The organism is Belliella filtrata (assembly GCF_022549775.1).
Lineage (GTDB): Bacteria > Bacteroidota > Bacteroidia > Cytophagales > Cyclobacteriaceae > Belliella > Belliella filtrata.
Map to the genome: position 1 here is coordinate 90,295 of NZ_JAKZGP010000005.1, position 23,839 is coordinate 114,133.

At 37.1% G+C, this 23,839-nt stretch carries 17 protein-coding genes; 10 read left to right on the forward strand and 7 right to left on the reverse strand.

Going from position 1 to position 23,839, the window contains the following annotated elements; genetic code table 11:
- Positions 1–39: 39 nt before the first annotated feature.
- Positions 40–1,002, reverse strand: coding sequence for a FecR family protein (locus tag MM239_RS03800; RefSeq protein WP_241346729.1), 963 nt, complete (start codon positions 1,000–1,002; stop codon positions 40–42).
- A 181-nt stretch (positions 1,003–1,183) separates the two neighbouring features.
- On the opposite strand from MM239_RS03800, the gene MM239_RS20965 reads away from it, so the two are divergent.
- Together MM239_RS20965 and MM239_RS20970 are read left to right on the forward strand one after the other, a co-directional pair.
- On the forward strand, positions 1,184–1,399 hold the full coding sequence (locus MM239_RS20965) for a virulence RhuM family protein (protein ID WP_262918433.1): 216 nt from the start codon (positions 1,184–1,186) through the stop codon (positions 1,397–1,399).
- A gap of 113 nt (positions 1,400–1,512) precedes the next feature.
- Positions 1,513–1,626, forward strand: coding sequence for a virulence RhuM family protein (locus MM239_RS20970; RefSeq protein WP_262918436.1), 114 nt, complete (start codon positions 1,513–1,515; stop codon positions 1,624–1,626).
- Here MM239_RS20970 and MM239_RS03810 read toward each other — a convergent pair.
- Positions 1,598–2,176 (reverse strand): RNA polymerase sigma factor, encoded by a 579-nt coding sequence (locus tag MM239_RS03810; RefSeq protein ID WP_241346731.1) that lies wholly within the window; start codon positions 2,174–2,176, stop codon positions 1,598–1,600. The genes MM239_RS20970 and MM239_RS03810 overlap by 29 nt on opposite strands.
- A 173-nt stretch (positions 2,177–2,349) precedes the next feature.
- Here MM239_RS03810 and MM239_RS03815 point away from each other — a divergent pair, with 173 nt between their 5' ends.
- From MM239_RS03815 to MM239_RS03850, 8 genes are all read left to right on the forward strand, one after another.
- Positions 2,350–3,795 (forward strand): protein adenylyltransferase SelO, encoded by a 1,446-nt coding sequence (locus MM239_RS03815; RefSeq protein ID WP_241346733.1) that lies wholly within the window; start codon positions 2,350–2,352, stop codon positions 3,793–3,795.
- A 49-nt stretch (positions 3,796–3,844) separates the two neighbouring features.
- Positions 3,845–4,249, forward strand: coding sequence for a GNAT family N-acetyltransferase (locus MM239_RS03820; protein ID WP_241346734.1), 405 nt, complete (start codon positions 3,845–3,847; stop codon positions 4,247–4,249).
- A 152-nt stretch (positions 4,250–4,401) separates the two neighbouring features.
- The gene (locus MM239_RS03825; protein WP_241346735.1) at positions 4,402–4,866 is read left to right on the forward strand and encodes a GbsR/MarR family transcriptional regulator; all 465 of its coding nucleotides are present in this window, start codon (positions 4,402–4,404) and stop codon (positions 4,864–4,866) included.
- 71 nt (positions 4,867–4,937) lie between these two features.
- A complete protein-coding gene (locus MM239_RS03830) occupies positions 4,938–6,305 on the forward strand; it encodes a TolC family protein (protein WP_241346736.1) in 1,368 nt (455 codons plus the stop codon).
- A gap of 2 nt (positions 6,306–6,307) precedes the next feature.
- A complete protein-coding gene (locus tag MM239_RS03835) occupies positions 6,308–7,360 on the forward strand; it encodes an efflux RND transporter periplasmic adaptor subunit (RefSeq protein ID WP_241346737.1) in 1,053 nt (350 codons plus the stop codon).
- 2 nt (positions 7,361–7,362) lie between these two features.
- The gene (locus tag MM239_RS03840; RefSeq protein WP_241346739.1) at positions 7,363–10,521 is read left to right on the forward strand and encodes an efflux RND transporter permease subunit; all 3,159 of its coding nucleotides are present in this window, start codon (positions 7,363–7,365) and stop codon (positions 10,519–10,521) included.
- A gap of 152 nt (positions 10,522–10,673) precedes the next feature.
- Complete coding sequence (locus MM239_RS03845; RefSeq protein ID WP_241346740.1) at positions 10,674–10,904, forward strand: acyl carrier protein; 231 nt, start codon at positions 10,674–10,676, stop codon at positions 10,902–10,904.
- A gap of 187 nt (positions 10,905–11,091) precedes the next feature.
- A complete protein-coding gene (locus MM239_RS03850; RefSeq protein WP_241346742.1) occupies positions 11,092–13,599 on the forward strand; it encodes a Kelch repeat-containing protein in 2,508 nt (835 codons plus the stop codon).
- A 21-nt stretch (positions 13,600–13,620) separates the two neighbouring features.
- On the opposite strand, the gene MM239_RS03855 is transcribed toward MM239_RS03850, so the two are convergent.
- From MM239_RS03855 to MM239_RS03875, 5 genes are all read right to left on the reverse strand, one after another.
- On the reverse strand, positions 13,621–16,122 hold the full coding sequence (locus tag MM239_RS03855; RefSeq protein WP_241346743.1) for a glutaminase family protein: 2,502 nt from the start codon (positions 16,120–16,122) through the stop codon (positions 13,621–13,623).
- Positions 16,123–16,187: 65 nt separating this feature from the next.
- Entirely contained in the window at positions 16,188–18,506 is a 2,319-nt protein-coding gene (locus MM239_RS03860; protein ID WP_241346746.1) for a GH92 family glycosyl hydrolase, read from the reverse strand.
- A gap of 68 nt (positions 18,507–18,574) precedes the next feature.
- Positions 18,575–20,782 carry a hypothetical protein gene (locus tag MM239_RS03865; RefSeq protein ID WP_241346748.1) on the reverse strand — a complete coding sequence of 736 codons (2,208 nt, stop codon included), beginning with the start codon at positions 20,780–20,782 and terminating at the stop codon, positions 18,575–18,577.
- Between the two features lie 154 nt (positions 20,783–20,936).
- On the reverse strand, positions 20,937–21,752 hold the full coding sequence (locus MM239_RS03870; protein WP_241346749.1) for a DUF3823 domain-containing protein: 816 nt from the start codon (positions 21,750–21,752) through the stop codon (positions 20,937–20,939).
- A 28-nt stretch (positions 21,753–21,780) separates the two neighbouring features.
- Complete coding sequence (locus MM239_RS03875; RefSeq protein ID WP_241346751.1) at positions 21,781–23,838, reverse strand: RagB/SusD family nutrient uptake outer membrane protein; 2,058 nt, start codon at positions 23,836–23,838, stop codon at positions 21,781–21,783.
- Between the last annotated feature and the right edge of the window lies 1 nt (position 23,839).

The window sequence follows — 23,839 nt, forward strand, 5'->3', positions numbered from 1 at the left end:
TCATGGGTATTTATGGTGGGGTCGTTGCACCGACTCCACCTATTTGCATTCAGAGAAATTGATGTTTACTTCTTTACCATTTATTTCATATTGGAGTGGGATAATAAATTCTAGCGCTTGAAGCATCTCATCTAAGCTTAACTTTTGATAAGTGCCAGTAACCTTACAATTGTGTTGATTCGGCTTTTCGTAAGCAACAGATACACCGTACCATGCTGCAATTGATTTTACCAAGCTATCTATGTCGGAGTCGATCAGCACAAGGGTCTGTTCTGTCCAGCCAAAGAATAAATCAGGCTTTTGGATTTTGGAAAGCGCTACTTTAGCGCTTTCAAATTGGAGTAGATCATTTTGAGTTAGCTCATGATATTGGTTATCATTTGAGCTTACCGCTACTTTTCCAGTTTTGACCCCAACAGATTCTGGCATTCCTTGATAAGCACTGATGCTAAAAGATGTACCCAATACCTTGGTTTCAAGGTTCTCTGTCTTGATCACAAATGGAAGGCTTGGGTTTGGCACCACATCAAAGAAGGCTTTTCCCTTTAAAGAAATGCTTCTTGAATTCGAAAAATCAGGGTTGACTTCAATTTCACTGTTATGATGCAAATACACTTTGGACCCGTCAGGTAACTTGATCATTTTGATCATTCCTTCTTCATTAGAAAAAGTAAGGACTTCATGGATAAGCATGTTTTCTTGAGCTTCTGTCTGATTGAGTATGTTAAACAGTCCATAAAAACCAATGGAAATACACGCAGCCAAAGTTGTGATCAATCTTATTACTCTTCTACGATTTGCTTTTTTATGATCAATGCGTTGAAGGATATTTTGATAAAGCGCTGCTTTGATTTGAGTTTTGGTCCTGTTTTGATGATCTGTGATACTCGTATCTTCTTCCTTATCAAAAGCCTCATACCATTTATTGATCTGTTCAATCTCATCGGGATTAGCTTTTCCTTGAAAAAGCTTGTGTAAAAGTCTTAATATATTTTGGTGCATATTTTTGGTTTCTTACCAATATGTTCCCAAAGTGGTCTGTGATTACCATGTTTTGAGGTTATCAAAAAGTTAATTGTAAGTCCTAGGACTTAATGTAGAGAAAATATGATGTGTAAAGAGAAGGCAAATATTACAAACACAGTTTTTTGAGATATATAAAATAGGCTAACTAAAATAGCGAATGATAAAGATAGCCTGGAAGGATGAAAATTCAGTTATTCGAAATTTTCGAATAACTGCCTTTGATGGTAAAGACTACAAGGTTACTTTTTATTCGCTCGATATGGTATTGGCAATTGGATTTAGGGTGCGAAGCAAGGGTGGCACTCAATTCAGGATTTGGACAAACAAACATCTAAATGATTATCCTATAAAAGGCTTTTTAATGGATGATTAACGTCTGAAGAATCCTGACGGAAGACTCCATTATTTTTATGAATTTCTAGAACGAATTCCAGAGATAAGAGCTAAATAAAAAGTTTTTATCAAAAAATTAGAGAATTGTTTGCTTTGCGCAGCGATTATGATCCATCAGACAATGCAACACAAATGTTTTTTGCAGAAACACAAAACAAATTGCTTTTACAAAAAATAATTAGGCATTTAATAAAGCTAATAGAATAGGAGCTGCATGCTTCATTTCACTTCTTACCAAGGCGAGAGATTTACTCAATTGATTGTGTATAGTTTGTTTTGATAGGTTCAACTTTACGGCGATCTCTTCTGTACTCAATCCTTCTATTTTATTGAGGCGAAAAATCAAACGGCATTTTGGACTTAGTTTCTCAATGGCAACTTCTAATTGGCTATAAAGAATCTCAAAATTTTCAGTGTTCTCTGTCTCTTCGGCCAATTCATCAATACTTTCTAATACTTCGAATGAAGCTTTACTTGTGACTTTGAAGTACTTAAGTACCTTATACTTAACTGCAGTCAGGAGGTAGGCTTTAAGTGAGCTTTTTATAGTGATAGCTGATCTTCTCTGCCAAAGGTCTATAAAAACTTCTTGAACAATATCTTCAGTGATTGCTTGATCTTTGATACGTATGTATGCAGCTTGATATAAAGTCTCCCAATATTCATTGAAGATAGATTCAAACTGTTTTTGGTTTTTGATCAGTAACATTCTTAAAGACTCTTGCTCATTACGGGCAATAAAGTTAGATAAGCACATAAATTATGTTTTGATTTCGATGTTATGTTTTCTTTATCAAAAATCCCATAAGGTAAACTTCATCTAACATAATTGAATCATTATAAGAAAGTCTACGTTCCTAAAGTACAATTTGAAGAAATTCGACTTTCACAATTTACCTGAACAAAAAGGCTCAACCTATTACCAAAAAGATGCTTTCTTTACAACTTCAAAGCCATTATACAAACTTACCAGACAAGTTTTATTCTTATCAAAGACCTGTTGCTGTTAAAAATCCAAGCCTATTGATATTCAATGATTCATTGGCCAATAGCGTTCATTTACCTAAAATGAATCAAGAGAAATGGGTTTCTATTCTTTCAGGGAATCAGGTAATTAGTGATACCAACCCCATTTCGCAAGCTTATGCTGGGCATCAGTTTGGGAATTTTACCATGCTTGGTGATGGCAGAGCTGTTTTGCTAGGAGAGTTTTTGACCAAAGGTCAGTCAATAGTAGATATTCAACTCAAAGGGTCAGGTAGGACGCCTTACTCTAGGGGAGGGGATGGAAGAGCTACTATTGCTGCGATGCTTAGAGAATATTTGATTTCGGAAGCTATGTATCACCTGGGAATAAGCACCACGCGATCCCTTGCTGTGGTAAAAACAGGCGAAAAAGTACAAAGAGAGTTGGAGCAAGAAGGTGGTATATTGACAAGGATAGCTAAAAGTCACCTTCGTGTTGGGACATTTGAATATGCCTATCAATACGGGACTATCGAAGATCAAAAGGCTTTGACAGCATATGCTATTCGTAGGCATTATCCTGAGTTAGAAGAGACAGAAAATCATGCCTTGGAATTACTCAAGAAAGTGATGGAAGTTCAGGCTGATTTGATTGTCAATTGGATGAGAGTAGGTTTTATTCATGGCGTAATGAATACCGATAACATGAGTATAGCTGGAGAGACGATTGACTATGGGCCATGCGCTTTTATGAACAGCTATGATCCGCAGACAGTCTTTAGTTCTATTGATACCCAAGGGAGGTACGCATTTGGTAACCAGCCTAGGATCGCTCAATGGAATCTTTCTAGATTGGCCATAGCGCTCTTAGATCAAATTCATCCAGATCCAAAGCAGGCCGTAGAGATGGCCCAAGCAGTTATCAATTCCTTTCCCAAAATATATGAATCCAAGTGGCTTAATATGATGAGAAATAAGCTAGGCTGGGAGGGAGCACAAGATGCAGATCAGCATTTGATAGATGATTTGCTGCACATGATGCATAAATATAGCGCAGACTATACCAATACATTTTTAGCAATAGCTAATAGAGAAAATTTTGATTCTTCGCTTCTTGATAGCTTTGAGTTTCAAGAGTGGAGTATTCATTGGATGTATAGAGCAACCATTGAAGGGCGAGCATTGGATCAAGCAATTGAGAAAATGAAGGGCTACAATCCAGTTTTTATTCCGAGGAATCACATGGTAGAATCGGCACTAAGCAAGGCAAGTCAATCAAACGATTTTGATCAGTTTGAGGAGTTGTTAAAAATAATAAGCAACCCATACCACAACAATGAAAAATTTACCGCTTATAAATTTCCACCTGTAGGTGGAGATTTAGGGTATCAAACTTTCTGTGGAACTTAAGTTTATTCTCTTATTTTGCAAACCCAAACCTAAAATAACCCAATAGAACATGCTAATTAAAGAAATAACCCTAAATGAAGCTTTACCCATAAGGCATGTGGCCATGTGGCCAGACAAGGATCTCGATTTTGTTAGGGTGCCAGGTGATGATCAAGCAACACATCTTGGATTGTTTGTAGATAGAAAGCTCATTTCAGTTGTCTCTATCTTCAAAAAAGCTGATGGAGCGCAATTTAGAAAGTTTGCCACATTGCCAAATTATCAAGGGCGAGGGTATGGAAGCAAACTTTTAGTCTATATGATAGGCTTTGCACAAAAGCAAAATTTATCTAGAATTTGGTGTAATGCACGTGCATCTAAGGTTGACTTTTATTCAAACTTTGGATTAAGCACTACAAATAAAACTTTTGAAAAGTCTGGTTTAGAATACGTTGTAATGGAAAGAGAACTTTGAAAAAATCGAAAGGGGAAAAATATTTTAAATTTTGGTTCTGTAATTACAGAATTAAAAAAACTTAATTATATTTGTGCCGTTATAGACCTATGAACATTACAGCAATCCTTATCAAGGTGATGTTGATCAACTATATTTTAACAAAATAACCTATGGCATTAAGTGAGAAAAAGCGGGCATTGATAGAGAAGATAGGGGTACATTTTGAATTTAAAGGAATGCAACCCTTATTCGGAAGGATACTAGGCTTAATGCTGGTGCATGAGCGTGCAGAAGTTACTTTTGATGAAATCGTTGAAGAACTTAATGTAAGTAAAAGCGCAGTGAGTAATGCACTTACTTTTCTCCAAGCAACTGGTAAAGTGGCTTATCATACCAAGCCAGGAGATAGAAAGCGATATTTTCACTTACCGATGAAAGACTTCACCAGTGATATGGAAAAAGAATTGATGGAAATAGTCAAGTTTGAAGAAGTATTGGAAGAAGTGTTGGTAGAAAGAGGAGAGACCAATGCAGATTTTAATTGTTCATTGAAAGAGTTTTTGAATTTTATCAAATTTATAAAAATGGAAATTCCTGTTCTTATCGAAAAATATAAGCAGCAAAAGGGGAGCTAAAAAAATTTGAAATTTTAGTTCTTTATTTTCAGAACCAACTACATTTTAATAATATTATATAAATTAAATCTATGTTACGGAAGTATCTATTTTACGCAATGTTCTTGATCAGCCCAATACAGCTGGAAGCTCAACAGGACATGCAGGGGCCAAGTCAGGGCAAATTGACATTTTCAGAAAGTCTGAAAATAGGTTTAGAAAATAGCCGATCATTGAAAAAGGCCTATTTGGATGAAGAAAGTGCAAGATTTCAAAGAAATGAAATCAGAGGTGCAGGTCTTCCGCAGCTAAATGGCTATGGGCAGTATAGAAACTTTATCAATGTTTTTCCGCAGGCGCTTCCAGGTGAATTCTTCGGAGGAACCCCTGGAAGTATTGATGTGGTGGCATTTGGTGTACCACAATCAATACAAGCTGGAGCCCAATTGAACCAACTGATTTTCAGTAATTCCTATTTGGTGGGATTAAAAGCTGCAAGAACAGGAGAGGAGTTTTATAAGCTACTTTCTCAGCAAACAGAGGAAGATGTGATCTATGATATTTCGCTAAACTATTTCAGTACAGTTCAGATGGAGCTCCAAAGGGAGAACCTTTTAGCAAATATTGACCAATTGGAAGGTTTAGAAAAAATACTACATGCTCAATACAAAAACGAGTTGGGTAGAAAAGTCGATTTGAATCGTGTGAAGGTCAATTTGACAAGCTTAGAAAGTGAGCTTGAGAATCTTGATATCAATATTGAAAGAAGTAAAGGATACCTCAATTTACTAATGGGAATTCCAGTAGATACACCCATTTCCTTGAATTTGGAGATTGGGGAAAAGGACAATGATCTTCCAGGCTTTCAACTTGAAGATCTTGATTTGGGAAGAAGAAAAGACCTTCAGATTTTGTCAGTTCAGCAGCAGTTATACAATTATGAATTAAAAAATATAAGAGCTACAAATCAGCCACAGCTCGTTGGGTTTGCAGATTTTAATACAAACTCTTTCGGAAATAGCTTCGATTGGTTCAGCCAAAGCAAAAGTTGGTATCAGGGTTTTTTGGTTGGCTTAAAACTAGATATCCCCATTTTTGATGGCTTTGTCAATAGATCTAAAGCTGCTCAATCCAAAGTCAAGGCCAGACAGCTGGAGTATGATATTGCCATGGCTGAAGAATCTGCCAACTTGGATTATCACAGCGCAACAAGTAAATATTTCAATTCTATACATACGCTGAATGCTTTGCATGAAAATTTAAAACTGGCAAAAGAAGTAATGGAAGAGACAGAGCTTTTATACAAAGAAGGAATTAGCCCACTTACTGATGTCCTTGAAGCAGAATCTACTTTAAGAGCTGCACAAAGCAACTACAATAATCAAATCATCCAAGTGAGAATTGCCCAACTGGAAATTCTAAAATCGACCGGTAATATCAAAAACCTTATCAATCTATAAAAATGAAAAAACTAATCATTGTCGTTTTACTCCTCAGTGGAGTGGCCGCCACAGCATATACTTTGTACAACAATAAAGTCGAGCTAAATGAGACTGCAGAAATCGCCATGAAAACAAGTGACTATATCTCTGTGACGACTGAAAAAGTACAACCAAGGTCAATTGTTAGGAATTTCACATCCAATGGAGTCTTTGAGCCCTTTCAAGAGCTTCAAGTCATGTCAGAAGCTAGTGGCAAAGTTGTACAAATCTTCAAGAAAAAGGGAGATTATGTGAAGAAAGGAGAGGTAATCATTCAGATAGATGATAGACTGATCAGGTCAGAATATAATATCACAAAATTGAACAGAGACCAATCCGAGCGAGACCTAAAGCGATATACCAATTTGGCTCAGTCGGAAGCCATTACCAGAAAGCAATTTGAGGACATAGAGATGTCCTTTCAAATCACCGAAAATCAGCTCATCGCATTAGAGAAACGTCTCGATGATACCAATATCAAGGCGCCAATAGCAGGATTTATCAATGAAGACTTTTATGAAACAGGTACTCTTCTGAATCCTGGTATGCCTGTGGTCAACTTAATCAACAAGAATCCTTTGAAGCTTCGCGTTCAAGTTTCAGAAAGCGAAATAGCTAGGATCAAACTTGGAGAAGAAGTTACCTTGTCAGCCAATGCGATTCCCAACGAAGTGTTCAAAGGAAAAGTCGAGTTCATTTCAGAAAAGGCTGATGCAGCTTTCAAGTATGAAGTGAGGATCTTGGTTAATCAAGGAGACGTTGAGAAAATCAAACCAGGAATGTATGGAACTGCCTCATTTGAATTTGCTCAAGAAGAAAATGTACTACAATTAAGCAGGAAATCTATCGTGGGAAGTCTCAAAGAACCTGGAGTATATGTCATCAACAATGATAAAGCAGCCTATAGAAAAGTTCAAATCAACCCACTTAAAGACGGCTTTGTAGAAGTAGTAGAAGGATTGAATTCAGGTGATGAAGTTATCTCTTCAGGATTGATCAATATCAAAGAAGGAACAAAAGTAAAAGTTCAGTAATCATGCAAATTACCAAACTATCTATACAAAGGCCTACACTAGTTGTTGTGCTTTTTACCGTACTTACCTTACTTGGCTTGTTCTCTTACAATCAGCTTTCTTATGAGCTATTACCCAAGTTTGAGCAAAATGTACTCACTGTTACAACAATATACCCTGGTGCAGCCCCCTCGGAGGTAGAGACATCCGTGACCAAGCATATTGAAGATGCTTTAGCTTCCCTAGAAGGTATCCAAAATATAAACTCCTTGTCTCAGGAGAGTGTTTCTGTCGTTACGATCATGATGGAAGGTGATATTGATATAGATTTTGCCGTACAAGATGCAAGTCAAAAGATCAATAAAATACTCAATGATTTACCCGAGTCTGCCGAAAGGCCAAGTATAGGCAAATTTGATATTGCAGATCTTCCGATTATGCAAATGGCCGTATACGCTGATCTTGATCCAGCTCAGTTTTATGATTTGGTCAAAAACAGGGTACTTCCTTCACTATCCAAGATTCAAGGAATCGCCCAAGTGAACATGTTAGGTGGAACAGAAAGAGAGATCAATGTCAGTTTGGATAGAAACAAGCTTGAAGCATTTGGTATTTCTCCACTTCAAGTAGTACAAGTACTCAAAACCTCTAACCTTGATTTTCCAACTGGTAAAATTAAAAATGAAGATACTCAGATACTGATTCGACTTGCTGGGAAATTCTCTTCAATTGAAGAGATGAAAAACTTGGCCATAGCTTACAGAACAGATGAGTCTCCTATTTATCTAAAAGAAATTGCAGAGGTAAGGGATGATTTCAAAGACACAGAAATCCTCGTAAGACTCAATGGAAACGCAGCCATAGGCCTGACTATCCAAAAGCAATCCGATGCCAATGCCGTAGAAGTATCAGACGTAGTCAACCAAGAACTCAAAAAGCTTGAAGAAACATTCAAGGCAGAAGGGTTGGTTTTCGAGACCTATCAAGACAGCTCAATTTTTACACTAGAAGCGGCAAACCATGTGATTATGGATTTGGTAATAGCTATCGTGTTAGTAGCCTTTATCATGCTATTGTTTTTACACAGTATCAGGAATGCAATCATTGTGATGATCGCAGTACCAGCATCAATCATAGCCACATTCACAGTGATGTATTTGGCTGGGTTCACTTTGAACTTGATGAGCTTATTGGCTTTGTCTCTTGTAGTAGGTATTCTCGTTGATGATGCGATTGTGGTGATAGAGAATATTTATAGGCATTTGGAGAAAGGGAAAAGCATAGCTCAAGCTTCCTATGATGGTATTAGAGAGATAGGATTTACTGTGGTTTCTATTACTTTGGTGATTGTGGTAGTATTCGTTCCTTTGGCAATGACAGGTGGTCTGATTGCTGGAATTTTGACACAATTTGCGATTACAGTTGCTACAGCTACCCTGATATCATTGATTGTTGCGTTTACCTTGATCCCATTGTTGACTTCTAGGTTCTCAAAATTGGAGCATTTAAATCCTGATTCTCTTTTTGGTAAGATCATATATGGTTTTGAAAAGGGGCTAGATGCTTTTGTTGCATGGCTTGTCGAAATATTGAATTGGGGTTTTAGAAATAAACTTGCACTTATCGTGATGACCATTGTTTTGTTTTTCTCATCTTTTTTGTTGGTGACCAATGGCTTTATAGGAAGTGAATTCGTCAGTCAAGGGGATAGAGGTGAATTCATCATAAGGGTGGAACTTCCCAAAGATGCCACGCTAGAACAGACCAATTTCAAAACTCAAGAGGTAGAGCGATACCTAAGCTCCATTCCAGAAGTTACACAAATATATTCAACGGTAGGGGTGACAAGTGGTTCACTTACAGGCTCACAATCAGTTCCGTACACAGCTGAAGTAGCCGTCAAATTGGTAGATGCTAAACATAGGAGTTTTACCGCTCCCGAGCTTTCTAGGCGGGTAGAAAACTATCTCGAAGAACATCTAGATGGAGCAGAATATACCGCAGTACCTATTTCTGTCCTAGGAACAGCAGATGAGTCACCTATTCAAGTAGTGGTATCAGGGCCAGAGCGTACTGATGTCTATGAGACGTCTTATCAGATTCAAGAAATTTTGGAAGAAATCAAAGGGACAAGAAAAGTGACTTCATCTCTAGAAGAAGGCAATCCTGAACTTCAGGTGCAGGTAGATAGATTGAAAATGAATGAACTTGGATTAACCATGGATGTGGTAGGAGGTGCACTGCAAGTAGCATTCAACGGAAATGATGATTCAAAGTACACTGATGGAGAATATGAATATGATATTTTGGTAAGGTTAAATGACTTTGACCGAAAGTCAATTTCTGATTTAGAAGATGTTACCTTACTCAATAACAAAGGATCATTGATCAAATTAGGACAGTTTGCTACCATCGTTCAGACAGAGGGTGCGACACGATTGGAAAGGAGAGATAGGGTACCTTCAGTGAATGTATCATCACAAGTAGCTGGATTTACTACAGGAGATGTAGGTGCAGAAGTAAGTAAGAGAGTTGCAGCTTTAGATCTTCCAAATCAAGTAGAGATCAACTATGAAGGTCAAATGAAGAATCAATCGGAAGGTTTTGGAAGTTTGGGACTTGCATTGATAGCCTCTATTTTGATGATTTACCTGATTATGGTGGCCTTGTATGACTCTTATGTGTATCCTTTGGTGGTGATGTTTTCTTTGCCATTGGCATTGATCGGGTCTTTTTTAGCCTTGGCCTTGACCAAAGGAACATTAAGTATATTCAGTATCATGGGTTTGATCATGCTGATGGGTCTGGTTGCTAAGAATGCAATCCTACTGGTTGACTTTACCAATCAGCTCAAGGAAGCAGGTGTTGAGGTAAAGAAGGCTTTGGTAAAAGCAGTAGAAATACGATTTAGACCCATTTTGATGACTACGCTTGCGATGGTTTTTGGTATGCTTCCAATAGCCTTAGCGAGTGGAGCCGGTTCGGAATGGAAAAATGGGCTCGCATGGGTGATTATAGGTGGGTTGATATCATCTATGTTCTTGACTTTGGTTGTGGTACCAGTAATCTACTATTTGTTTGATCGATTGATGGCAAAACTAGGTAAAGGAGGAAAGAAAGAGATTATTCTAGAAGATACTCCAATTGAGGAATTTGAATCAGAAGCTGCTGAGTATGTTTGATCAAATGAGATATTAATAAAAGTTAAGTTTATAGTTTATTTATTAAAAATCCTGAAAACTAGTAAGACAAGATTGGGCAACTATACGTCTTCTCAATGGAAGTATACATCTTGTCAAACAACTTAAGTTTTGATTATTTAAAAATGTAAATCATGAAAGGATATAAAGAATTAAAAACAATATCTAGAGTTTTCCATGATTATGGAATTGTCCTTACTGGCAGGAAAAAGTTTGCGAGATTTGACCAAGATTTAAAAATGGATAAGGTGTTTGTAATGGGGTTAATATTTGAACTCGAATATCAGCTCCAAAAAGAGATAGCTGATGAGCATGTCAAGGAAATTCATGCTCCAGCACAGTTAATTGAGTTGTTGATGAATTAGACGTTAAAGGCTGCCACAGATATTGTGGCAGTTTTTTTTGTAATAGGGAAATGGCTAAATTGATTTATAATTGCCAGATTAAATATTTTGGTTTACTTTGTTCTTTCCAAACTAACCAACAAATTCCCTATTAACAGTGATACATGAAGATTATTCAAGTGAAATAAAATATTGGTTAATTAACCTTTTGGCTTCGAGCGTTTTTGTCCTTTTAGGATCTGGAAAATTATTTGCTCAAGATCAATCACCTGGAGGTTTGATGTTTCAAAGTAGTGATCAACCTATAAATCAACGTACCTCATATGATGTATTTGGGGACAAAAGCATAGCTTTTGTTGATAAATTTGACTTGAATTTTAGTTTATCATTATATCCTTCAACTGAAATTGGCTATATTTTTAGGATCAAAAATAAGGACTCGAATAAAGTCTTTAATCTTTTTTATAATGGTGAAGGTAGTGATTTGGTATTTACTTTAAGCGAAGAAGGGACAAGTGTATTAACTGTTGCTAGAATGAATAAGGAGGAGTTGCTGGATCTTCATTGGTTTGACATAAAGGTTCAATTTAATCTCCAAGAAAAATTTATAGACATGACAATTCATGATCAAACTTTTCATGCTGCAAGTCCTCAACTACCAGAAAAGTATACTCCAGTTATTCTATTTGGCAAAAGTGATCATATTATTGATGTACCTTCCTTTGCAATTAAAAACCTTATGGTAGGTAATGAAACAAAATACATTTTCCCGTTGAAAGAAGTTGAAGGAAGTGTCGTACACGAGATAGAAAATAAAGTATTGGGGAGAGTACTGAATCCTGAATGGATGATGAATGACGCTTATCATTGGAAATATCTTAAAAGTTTCAATTCACAATCAGTAGCAGGTTCGAATTATAATCCAATAACTAAAGATATCCTTTATTTCAATAAAGATTCTATTCAATTCTACAATGTCAGGTCAGGCCAATTGTCTTTGAAGATTTTTGAAGAGCAATGTCCAGTTCAATTAAAACTAGGAACGAATTATATTGATTACATAGATAATACCCTCAATGCATATGAAGTTTACTATGACGTGCCTTACAGTGGTTCTACTTTTGCGAAGCTTGATTTGGAAACGCTAACTTGGACAGTTAAAAATGATAGTCAATTACCGACCCAATTACATCATCATGGTACATTTTATAATAATAATACACAAGATTATACTATTTTTGGTGGATTTGGAAACATGCACTACAGTAAAAATTTCTATGTCTATAAATACCAAGATAATGATTGGGGAGTTTTAGATGGGTTTACCGGAGATTTGATTTCTCCTCGCTATTTTTCGTCTATGGGTTATTTGGAAAAAAATAATTCTCTTTATGTATTTGGTGGAATGGGCAATGAATCTGGTGAACAGACTGTAGGAAGGAGATATTATTATGATTTGTATCAAGTGAACTTAAGCACAAATGAAGTTACAAAACTGTGGGAAATCCCATGGGAAAATGACAATATGGTACCTGTACGTGGTATGGTTCTTTTAGATGAAAACTATTTTTATACACTTTGCTATCCTGAGCATTTCTCAGAATCAAAACTGAGGTTATACAAGTTTTCAATTTCTGATGGAAGTTTCGAAATATTAGGAGATTCAATTCCAATATTTTCTGATAAAATAAATACCCATGCAAATCTGTATTATGATCAAGGGTTAAATAATTTATATGCCTTGGTACAAGAATTTGATGATGATATTTCTTCTGAGTTGAAAGTCTATTCATTAGCTTTTCCTCCAGTTACTGCTCAACAATTAGCGTCATTTCAACAACCAAATTCAAAATCATTATTGTATCAAATTCTAGGCGTTTTAATTTTCGCAATAATTTCAGTAGGTACAATCCTTCTTATTCGCAAAAAGCGAAGACTTAAGGCTATAGAAGAGAATCAAGTCATATTACCAAGTAATGCTTTGGAATTCAAACCTGTAGAAAGATACTATAGACCGAATGCAATCTATTTGTTTGGAGAATTCACCGTCAGGGATCGCAAGAATAGGGATATTACCTATATGTTTAGCACGCAACTTAAACAAATATTATGCTTAGTTATTCAATATAGTATTTCAGAAAGCGGCATCACTTCTCAGTACCTAAGTAATGTATTTTGGCCAGATAAGCCAGCAAATAAAGTTAAAAACTCTAGGGGTGTATCAATCAATAATTTAAGAAAGGCACTAAATGAACTTGATGGAATTGAGCTTATTTATGAAAAAGGACATTTCAAAATTGTATACACTGATGAGTTTTATTGCGATTATTTCAGATGTCATGAAATTGTAGGCTTACCAGGTAACTCGGATGCTCGTAGAGAGATGATTGAGATCATTGGGAAAGGAAAATTTCTACATTTTTTTGATCATCCAATATTCGACTCCTTTAAAGATACTATTGAAAAGGAACTCGAGCCATATTTGCTTCTTGCTATAGAAAAAAGCTTTACAAATGGTGAATATAAAGATTCAATTGCAATAGCAGATGCCATATTCAACATTGACCCCTTGAGTGAAATTGCTATTAATTATCAGGTTCAATCGTTTCACAAATTGAAACATCATGATGAAGCTAAGATTAAACTAGAGTCTTTTATGATAAGGTATAAAAAAGTAATGGGTTCAGATTATCCGAACCCATACAAACTTCAATAAGCTATTCACTTTTTTTTAGTATTATTCTAGCATTTTAATAAAGTATCCACCGACAACAGATCTGGCTTGAAAGCCTACTTGAGCTGCATCTGGAGTCTCATACCAATCAGTCATCGGAACTCGATCTGGAGTGGAAACAACAAAATCATACAAAGGATTAATAAACTGCTGGAAGGTTTCCTTATCATCTGCCAAAGTTGCAGTCCAAATTACCCAATCTGATTTGGTATAGGTCCGTCTGTTATCAAGAGGTAAACCAAATTTATGCTGCTTTGTTAAGTAGTAAGCCACTTCCTTCTGAGCAACTTCTTTTGGAAAAATTTCCAAATCCAGTAATTTATCCCAAACCAAATTATACTTTTGACTCCAAGTGTTTGGCTTGTCAAAAGTCAAACGATAATGATCTCCATCGTCCGCCATTTTCATCCATTCTCTTGCCATTCTTTTAGCTTCATTGGTATATTTTTCTGCGATATCTTTTTTACCTAACATTTCAGCTAGTTTTCCATACCCAGCTATTCCAACTATGGCTTTTACGGATAGATTGACATTGTGAGCAAAATGACCAGCAAAATCATCAGTACAAAGTTGATTTTCTGGGTCTAATCCTTTCTCCATAAGATAATTGGCCCATGTAGTAAGTGTTTCCCAATGTTCTTCGGCATACTTTGGATTTCCTTCCTTCACAGCTATTGCTGTGGTAAGTATCAGCATGTTACCAGACTCTTCCACAGGCATATCTCCACCGTATGTTTGACCATTGGCATGAGGATAAGTTCCCACATCATGAGCTGCAAATGGTTTTGTCCATTTACCACTTTCGGAATAGTAAAATATAGGGTTGAGCATACCCTTAAGTAAATCAGGATTATATTTCAAAAATAGCGGTGCTGAAGGATAGGTTACATCAACAGTTCCAATAGATCCATTACTAAAATTTTCCTTCGATAAGAACAGCATGTTTCCTTTATTGTCCCTGACTAATTTATGTGCGGCGATAGATTGTCTGTAAGCTAAGAGGCATAATCTTGCATAGTTCTCCCCGCCAACATTTAAAGCTTCGTTGTAGATTTGCTCATCAAGGCTGTTTGTACGCTTTAAAATTTCTTTGTGATCGTCTGCAGATGCTTGTAGCACCTCATTGAAAGATACCTTTCCATCTTGAGTCCACCAGGCTTTTAGGTTGTTACCAAAATACTGAATCGATTCTATATCATCATAGGCAACCATTACATAACCGTATTCAGAATTGGAACCTACTATTCCAAGATTTTCTGTAATACTCATGACAGGCATTTTTTTAGACATAACAGCGTTTAATTGCTTTTTTTCATTTTGGATTGTTCCCTCATTTATAAATTGTTCCTTTACACTCACAAAGTCTCCAATGGAAACAGATTTGCTATCCGACTCTTGAGTAGCTAAGTAGAAGTATCCCCAATCAATTCTCACATTATCACCACTTTTCTTAAGGATTGGCTGCTCGATTGTGCCAGATTTGGCATACTTGACATTTCCAATTTGACCAGTTGTGACTTCAACTTCTTGATTGAGTTCGTTTACAGACCATTCTGGAGTAGCTTCAAAGTAAATCTGAACCTCGTGATCTGCACCATCATTGGAAGTCGTGCTATAATTGATATAGTTTACTGGACGAGATAAGATATCTAAATCATCCATTATAAGTGGAGAAACAAATTCAACTTTTAGGTCTATAGGGCCGCATGTAAATTTATATTTGGTTTTTGTAGCAGTGATTTTTACATCATTCTGTATCGCCGATTCACCAAATATAGGTTTGATATCACTTTCCTTGAATATACCGAAATCAACATATGCAAGTCCACCTCGATCTAAACAATGAGCTGCAATAATGTTTGTTTGCCCTGGCTTGATAAGGCTTTTATCAAGCTTTAGGATAATGTTACTTTTAGCACGATTCCCTGTGTCTACAATTTTTTCACCATTGAAATACAACTCAAAATCATCATCATGAGAATAAACTAAATAAAGATCACTATTTGCATATGCATCCTCTATTTCAAATGCTCTCCTGACCCAAATTTCGTCAGTTTCCCATGAAGTCTGGGTGTCACCTGTATTTGGAGTTCCGAAAGCTGCTTGACCTGATTTCCAAGAGGCTTCATCAAAATCTGGTTTTTCCCATCCATCATTTGGCTTTTCTGTGACAAATTTTGCGCTCCAAGGCTCATACTGTGCATTAGGTAAAATAGGCTCAAGCGGAATATCTTCTTTTCCCAGAAACCTATAAACCTTTCCATCTACTCGAATAGCACCTATAAGTGAGTGATTCTTTCCAGTCCAATGCTTGATGGGGGTATCATAAAGGTTATCCGATGTAGACCAGGCACTAATATATGGGTCTATGGTAATCAATGGAAATGCTGGAGCTCTAAGTGAAGCTCCAGTATCCTCCATTTGGGCACTTGAAGGAGCACAAGCGGTTGCTGTAAAGCAAGCTATAATAATGGCTATTATTCCATTCAAAGGTTTATTATACATGAAATTTAATTTTTGGTTATAATAGGATAATTTGATTTTAAGATTGCTATTAGTTTTTTAGATTATTAATTCTTCGTGGTTTTATCATTTTGAATCAAATCCAGTTCCTTTGATATAGAGTAGGGGAAGTCAGATTCTGAAATACCTCTTTCCTTATTGGGAACATCATTCATGGTGAACTTTATTTTTGTCCCTTTCATCAAAGCATCATGGCTTAGCCAATTTTTAGAATATTTCTTTCCATTGACCTTCATACTTTGTATGTATTTGTTTTGCCTACTGTTATTTTTTGCTTCAATTTCTATTTTTTTCCCATTCTCTAAGGTTAAGTTGATTTTTTCGAACAGAGGTGCACCAATAATGTATTCATCAGTTGCTGGACAGACTGGATAAAAACCCATTGCAGAGAAAACATACCAAGCTGAGGTCTGACCATTGTCTTCATCACCACAATATCCATCTGGTATAGGCGAATACATCCGATCCATAGTTTCTCTTACCCAAAACTGTGACTTCCATGGTTCTCCCGCATAATTGTATAAATAGATCATGTGTTGGATTGGTTGATTCCCATGAGCATATTGGCCCATATTTGCAATTTGCATCTCCCGGATTTCATGAATGACACTGTTGTAATAGCTTTCATCAAAAATAGGAGGTAAAGAAAAAACGGTATCAAGTTGACTTATAAAGCGATCATGTCCTCCCATCAAATCTATTAAACCAGCTATATCGTGAAAAACAGACCATGTGTAATGCCAACTGTTTCCCTCAGTAAAAGCATCGCCCCATTTGAATGGGTTAAATGGTGATTGGAAATCTCCATTCTTATTTTTCCCCCTCATCAGACCACTTTCGGAATCAAACAGGTGTCTATAGTTTTGACTTCTTAAAGCAAATTTTTCTATTTCATCTTTTGGTCTATTTAGTTTTTTAGCCAATTGATAGATTGCAAAATCATCATAGGCATATTCCAATGACCTTGCTGCACTTTCATGAATTCCCACATCGTATGGTACATAGCCTAAGTCTGTGTAATATGATGCTCCAGCTCTTGCAACAGCCCTCAATGGCCCCTCATTTTCAGCACCTTTGAGTACCGCTTCGTAAAGCGTATTGATATCGTATCCTGAGCCACCTTTTAAGTATGCATCTGCAACTACAGAAGCGGAGTTGTTTCCTACCATTATATCCCTATACCCTGGACTAGCCCATTCTGGAAGCCATCCACCTTCTTTATAAGCATTGACAAGACCTTCCTGTATTTGTGCATTAAGGCTAGGATACATAAGGTTGAGAAATGGAAATAATGACCTGAAAGTGTCCCAAAACCCCGTATCTGTAAACATGAAACCTGAGAGCACTTCGCCATTGTAGGGACTGTAGTGCATTACATTTCCACTCTCATCAATTTCGTAGAATTTTCTTGGGAACAAAAGTGTTCGGTATAAGCAGGAATAGAAAGTCCTTATTTGGTCTATAGAACCACCTGATACATTAATTCTCCCTAATTCTCGATTCCAAATTTCTTCACCGCTTTGTCTTACGGATTCAAAATCTCGATTTCCAATTTCCTCCAAATTTAAAAGTGCCTGATCAAAACTGATAAAGGATGATGCTACTTTAGCGTTCAATTGCTGACCTCTTTGAGCTGATTTGAATCGAACCACAGCACCTGCATGATCTGACGCTATTTCATCTGAGTTAAAATCAAATGCTCCATTATTCCAGATTCCACTGCCCTCAAAAGGCTGATCAAATGAAATCACAAAATAGTTTTTAAAATTGTCTGGAACACCCCCACTGTTTTTTGTAGTATAGCCTATGATCTTTTGTTCATCTGGTATGATTTTAATATATGATCCCTTATCAAATCCATCGATTACCACATAAGCACTATCGGTTTTTGGAAATGTAAACCTAAATCTAGCCGCACGCTCTGTAGGTGTGATTTCTGTAATAATATCATGGTCTGCAAGATACACGCTATAATAGTGAGGTTTAGCAATTTCAGATTTGTGAGAAAACCAGCTCGCTCGTTCTTCTTCATCAAATATTGGCTTACCGGTCATTGGCATAATGGAGAATTGACCGTAGTCATTCATCCATGGAGAAGGCTGATGAGTTTGTTTGAATCCTTTAATTTTATCTGCAGTATAAGTATATGCCCACCCACTGCCCATATTTCCAGTCTGTGGCATCCAGAAATTCATCCCCCATGGTAAAGCAATTGCTGGATAGGTATTACCATTAGATAAACTGGGCTTTGAGTCTGTACCCATTAAGATATTTACGTGATCAATAGGTTTTGTTTCCTGTGCAAATGATTGGAATGAAATACACAAGACTACGAGACCAATGATATGAAGCGATTTTATATTCATTATTATACTATAATTGTGAGTTTCCATGACGGATGTAGAAGTGTTGACTTAGGTTCAATGAATTTGAATTACCAAGTAATGGAAACGTTTACTCCCTCTGGGTCATTTTCAAATCCAATAAAATATGTTTTACTTTTATCATCCCATGAGGTATTTGCATTTACATTCATACCTTGATGATTAGTGATTTTCACATCTTCAGGTGATTTTGGAATCAATACACGCATGACATTATTGGTATTCAGTGGACTCTTAGCTACAAATTCGTATTTGTTCTTGTTGCGTCGCTCTTGCTCAACTCTGGCTGCTGTTACTAATACCTGAGCTTTTTGCTTATCCTTGACACGGTCAATATTGAATAAGAAGGCTTGTTGGCCAGGTTTCACGCTTTTTTCATTCAAGACAGGGATTTCTGGGTCAAAAAGATCTATCAATGTTCCTTTCAATATGAATGGGGATGTATCTGAATTTTCGTCCAATACAGAGACTATATCATATGCTCCTCTCTGAAGAACAAAATGATTTTTTAATACTATATTCCCTTTGTTTAGGGTGTTCTTATGAAGATTATTTATAAGTTTTATGTATTCTTCATCTTTTCCTTTTTCGAGAACAAACTCTTTGGGATCCTTTCTGATAATTGAAACCCTTCCCTTTCCAACTTTATATTCACCAGCTAAGTAAGGGGGATCTATTCCCAATAATTGAAATAAATGCTCCGAAGGTGCTTCAAAATCTTTCCCATTTGTATTCCACCACTCTTGTACAGATTGGAATGGATCATCATCTCTACCTGTATATACCAATATGCCACCTTTTTTTACCCAATTTGCTACATGAGTATGAGACGCTTCATCAGCTGGCTTCATGTTGGAGTAAGACATCAGAAGAATGTTGATATCTTCCCAAGTTTTGGAGTAAGAAGCATTTTCCAAATGGACTGTCTTTACGGGTATTCCCCTCTTGAGTAGAGGTAATGCTTGACCATAAAAGTTAGATAGTTGAGGATCATCATACCCCTCATGTGTTGGATATCTCTGAAACATCAAAGAATTGGCCATCAATACACCAATACCTTGTGTGCCATTCACTTTATTGTCCGAAAGGGGCATGTCATTGAGTGTATTGATCATCACTTGCATCTGAGTAGAGTAGAAGCGAGGTATCTGCTCTTTATGATCAGTATCCGCACTTGTGCGATAAAGCCCCTCATAAATCCTATCGGGCCAAGGCATCACTTCATAATCAGCTATCATAGGGTATAGGAGCTGAGCAACAAAAGTGGCCTGATAGTTCTTTTTATAATCAACCCAATCTCTTGGCCAATCCTCTATAGGATCTGTCAGAAAATACATCTTTCTTCCAGTTGGAGCAGTCATTGACTCCATGGAGCCATATTCCAAAAAGGCAGTCTCAAAAACCCTTTCCTTTTCTTTACCATCAAAGAAATTTGGTTCCCTAGAAGTACCAGTCCAAACTTGAGCTATGTAACCGTCCATGGCAGGCATTGATGCAAGACTGGCTTCAGGGCTCACAATTTTCCATTGGGAATAATTCACCAATGAGTGTGTTGGAACATAACATCTTACCTCCATACCTTTACTTTTGCCATACTCTTTGGCGAAAGTAAAGCACTCGTCTAAGGCACGGTAGTACAGATGATATTTCAGTTTGTTGGCCAAGTAAGTATTTTCTGCAGACTCATGCTGAGCTCTCCAGTCAAAACCATAATAGTCTTTCCATTCTCTCTTGAATGCTTCACTATACCCAGCTCTTGCCCAAAACTCAGGCTCTTCTAAGTATATGGCATCGATTCCAGCATCTATGACTCTTTTAATTACCGTCTCTTTGATATAATCAATGAAATTCATAGATGGAACTATGTAAGGAATCATTTTACCATGCCATATGGTATCGCCTTTTTGCGTGACTTGACCTTCATCTAGGTGCATTTTTCCATCCCACTTGCCAGTAAAATAATCTTGGTATTCTCCCCAAGCTATCCCTGTCATAAAATGTGTATTGTATCCTCTATCTCTCCATGATTGAACCCTATCTTCGAAAGTCATATTTCCTTTCTTGTGGTGATCTTTGATACTATATACAATGGCAACGTCAGCTCGAACATCTGTGACTGACTTCCATGGGTTTGATGTCTGAAATGCTGTTTTTTCTTTTCTTACTAAAGTTTTTTCTTGGCCTTCACCTGAGTTTTGTGAGCAAGCTTGGAAGCATATTGACAAAATCACAAGGTAAAGCTTGATATTTTTCTTCATGTTTTGGCTGTCTAGGTTTTTAACATTGACTCCTGCATTTAATTAATGTGCTTTAAAATGTTCTCCATGGTTTTGGAAGAGAGTCTTTTTAATCAATTGAAAATTGGAAGGAAGCTAATCATGATGAGACTAGCTTCCTTAATAGGCTTGAGGTTTAAAGTACCATCAATTGTTTAGCTTCATTGTAATTGTATCTTCTTATACCACTACCTCTCGGTGTATCATAATTGATACGTGCGGCGGCTCTTACAAACACAACTCTTCCTTCAGGTATAGTACCTGTAGATTCAATAGTGATGATTTGTCCCAGCTGAGCATTAAATGCAGATCCAGAGAACTCAATCATGTTTGACCACCTTTCATCACGAGCTCTATACCCTACAGAAGACGAGTAGCTCACAAAAAGTCTCACATCAGTGACGTTTTGAAAACTACTGCTGTACCCACCCATTGGTTGAATTTTGCTTTGAAACTCATCAGTAGATACACCGCGGGTAACTCTAACTTGAGCCCTCACCCTTCCATTGATCACCTCAGGTTCTCCAACCCATTCTACTTTTAAAAATGGTTGTACTTCAAATCTAACATCTTGTACGCCATGTATATCTAGTGTTTTAGATTCATTTGCAATAGGCACACCTCTTTCATCTTCCCTGACAAGTGGAATGAATGGCCCATCTATTTGGACATTGTAAGTTCCCTTGAACAATCGTGTATTTTGAAATGTACCATCAGGCATAGCAAAAAAATCAGGGTTCCATGTTGGATTTTCTCCCCAGCTCAATTCTGTAAGTCTCACTCTGATTCCTTCACTTCCTTGATCCGTAAGTATGGGCTCACCAGTAGCCACATCTACCACTTCACCTCTGATCGTCTCAGAGGGAACATCATAATTGTCAAGCTCAAAGAATGCACATGAGCTAGTAAGTGCAAGTATGAGAATATATATTTTAATTGATAGCTTTTTCATTTTTGTATTTCCTTAAATAAATAATATACTACCTGTTAGGCTGTTGATCTATGACTGGACTTTTGGCTACTTCTCCATTTGGGATTCCGAAGTAGTAATCCACAATATTGAACTCGAATGTCTTCAAACTCACCCATTGGAATCTTGCATCAAAGAAGTATCTTCCAGTCTCTGCTGACAAGAAAGGATATAGTCCTCTAAATCGATATCTTGTATCTACACTAAAGTCTTCTTTTGGACGATTCTCACCCCAAAAACCATCTCTTCCTTCGTAATGCTGAACCCTCCATCTTCTTAGGTCCCATTTGGTTTTGTGCTCTAGTGCTAACTCTTTTCTTCGTTCTTTTCTCACTATATTTCTTCCTGTGATATCACCAGTAAGGTTTCCATTCAAAAGCGAAGCCCCGGCTCGTTCCCTAATATCATTGATAGCCATAGTAGCTACTTGAAGCATATCAGATCCATCAGGAGATGGCACCCCCGCCATAGCAAGCTCCACACCTGCTTCTGCTGCTGTAAGTAATACATCTGCATATCTCATGATTACAAAATGTTGAGCAGATCTACCTTCCGCAGCTTCAAAAGAAGGATCAGGATTTAACCATTTACGGCCATACAATCCAGTCAAGCACCCTTCACCATTGTCGAAGAACGGTCCATTTTCACCTGCTGCTGGAATTGTACCTCCTTGGAATGGTGCTGATTGTTGTCCGCTACCTTCTCGGGGACTTAAGTAAAGTGTTTTTGGGTTACCTGTAAATGCAGGCAAATGTTGATATCTTTCTTCTGCAGTTGCAAATGAATAATTATTAAACAAAGGCCGAATAGGCTCGGAACCTGTGTAAACACCAGCTCTAATTTCGATTTCCCTTCCTTTGAATACATCACTTGGGAAAATTACATAAGCCCTGAGTCTAGGCTCTGCATTTGCGAAAAAGTCCATTGGTGAATCATACATTAAATAATTCCCTTCAGTGATTGAATTTCCAGTGGTAACTTTGATTTTCCCATCAGGATATCTTTCAAATCCTTCAAACAATTCAATAAAATCAAGAGTAGGGCATGTTCCTGATGCTAATGGTGCTTTGAAGATAAATGGAGCACTATATGCATCATAGCCATGAGTTACTGTTGGAAATTCAAACTCCTTGACATAAATATTTTCTGGACTTGTAAGATCACTGAACATGTCCACCATGTTTTGATATTGAGCTTGTCGATCTCCTGGAGCCCATCTTCTGCGGTATAGATCATATTGACCACTATTGATCACTTCATTGGCAGCCTTATAAGCCTCACCAAAATATCTTGCAGAAGCAGTCAAGGCTGTTTGCTCTGAAAAGCCAATTACCCTAACACCTGTTTTGACCCCATTTCCTGTAAGCCTACCTGGCACAGTTTCATTGTATTTTGCAACACTTCCAGCATATAGCATGGCTTCTGCCTTGAATGAAAGGGCTACATACTTATTTGAATATCCTCTTTTAGGACTTATTGGTTGGAGTAATTCAATCGCTGTATCAAAATCTGACAATACTTGATCCCATGTTTCTTCTTCTGTAGATCTCGGGATTTCTAAATCACTATCTGCGCTTGGGTATCGCAATACAGAGGTAACAAGAGGAACACCACCAAACCTCTTTGCCATAGCTGCAAATACATATGCACGAACAAAGTATGCTTCTCCTATGTAGTGATTATAAGTAACTTCTGGAAATGAACTTTGGAAATCTGGCAATCTTTCGATAAGGTAATTGGCATCTCTGATTAGGGCCAGTGCTTGACCCCAATATGCAGTTCTTTCTCCTGTAAAGGCAGCACTAATTCCATCTCTATTTAAAGACTCCCCTGTACCTTCTATGCCCAATGCGCCAAGCCAAGAATTGAACTCAACACCCCATTGTGCCATATACTTGAAGTCTTCGAATGGCATCCTACCATACATTCTAGCCATGTAGACATCCATTCCAGATTCGCTGGACATCAAGGTTTCATCACCTATCACATTTGGAGGTGGGACATCCAGGTCTGTACAAGATGCTATGCATAACAAACTGATAAGAATAAATATATTTTGAATTTTCATG

What these genes read in the sequence shown, in the direction of transcription:
- MM239_RS03860 (WP_241346746.1), bottom strand. Translation starts at nt 18,506, where the DNA reads ATGAATATAAAATCGCTTCATATCATTGGTCTCGTAGTCTTGTGTATT.
- MM239_RS03855 (WP_241346743.1), bottom strand. Translation starts at nt 16,122, where the DNA reads ATGTATAATAAACCTTTGAATGGAATAATAGCCATTATTATAGCTTGC.
- MM239_RS03825 (WP_241346735.1), top strand. Translation starts at nt 4,402, where the DNA reads ATGGCATTAAGTGAGAAAAAGCGGGCATTGATAGAGAAGATAGGGGTA.
- MM239_RS03810 (WP_241346731.1), bottom strand. Translation starts at nt 2,176, where the DNA reads ATGTGCTTATCTAACTTTATTGCCCGTAATGAGCAAGAGTCTTTAAGA.
- MM239_RS03845 (WP_241346740.1), top strand. Translation starts at nt 10,674, where the DNA reads ATGAAAGGATATAAAGAATTAAAAACAATATCTAGAGTTTTCCATGAT.
- MM239_RS03820 (WP_241346734.1), top strand. Translation starts at nt 3,845, where the DNA reads ATGCTAATTAAAGAAATAACCCTAAATGAAGCTTTACCCATAAGGCAT.
- MM239_RS03830 (WP_241346736.1), top strand. Translation starts at nt 4,938, where the DNA reads ATGTTACGGAAGTATCTATTTTACGCAATGTTCTTGATCAGCCCAATA.
- MM239_RS20965 (WP_262918433.1), top strand. Translation starts at nt 1,184, where the DNA reads ATGATAAAGATAGCCTGGAAGGATGAAAATTCAGTTATTCGAAATTTT.
- MM239_RS03840 (WP_241346739.1), top strand. Translation starts at nt 7,363, where the DNA reads ATGCAAATTACCAAACTATCTATACAAAGGCCTACACTAGTTGTTGTG.
- MM239_RS03815 (WP_241346733.1), top strand. Translation starts at nt 2,350, where the DNA reads ATGCTTTCTTTACAACTTCAAAGCCATTATACAAACTTACCAGACAAG.
- MM239_RS03865 (WP_241346748.1), bottom strand. Translation starts at nt 20,782, where the DNA reads ATGAAGAAAAATATCAAGCTTTACCTTGTGATTTTGTCAATATGCTTC.
- MM239_RS03835 (WP_241346737.1), top strand. Translation starts at nt 6,308, where the DNA reads ATGAAAAAACTAATCATTGTCGTTTTACTCCTCAGTGGAGTGGCCGCC.
- MM239_RS03800 (WP_241346729.1), bottom strand. Translation starts at nt 1,002, where the DNA reads ATGCACCAAAATATATTAAGACTTTTACACAAGCTTTTTCAAGGAAAA.
- MM239_RS03875 (WP_241346751.1), bottom strand. Translation starts at nt 23,838, where the DNA reads ATGAAAATTCAAAATATATTTATTCTTATCAGTTTGTTATGCATAGCA.
- MM239_RS03870 (WP_241346749.1), bottom strand. Translation starts at nt 21,752, where the DNA reads ATGAAAAAGCTATCAATTAAAATATATATTCTCATACTTGCACTTACT.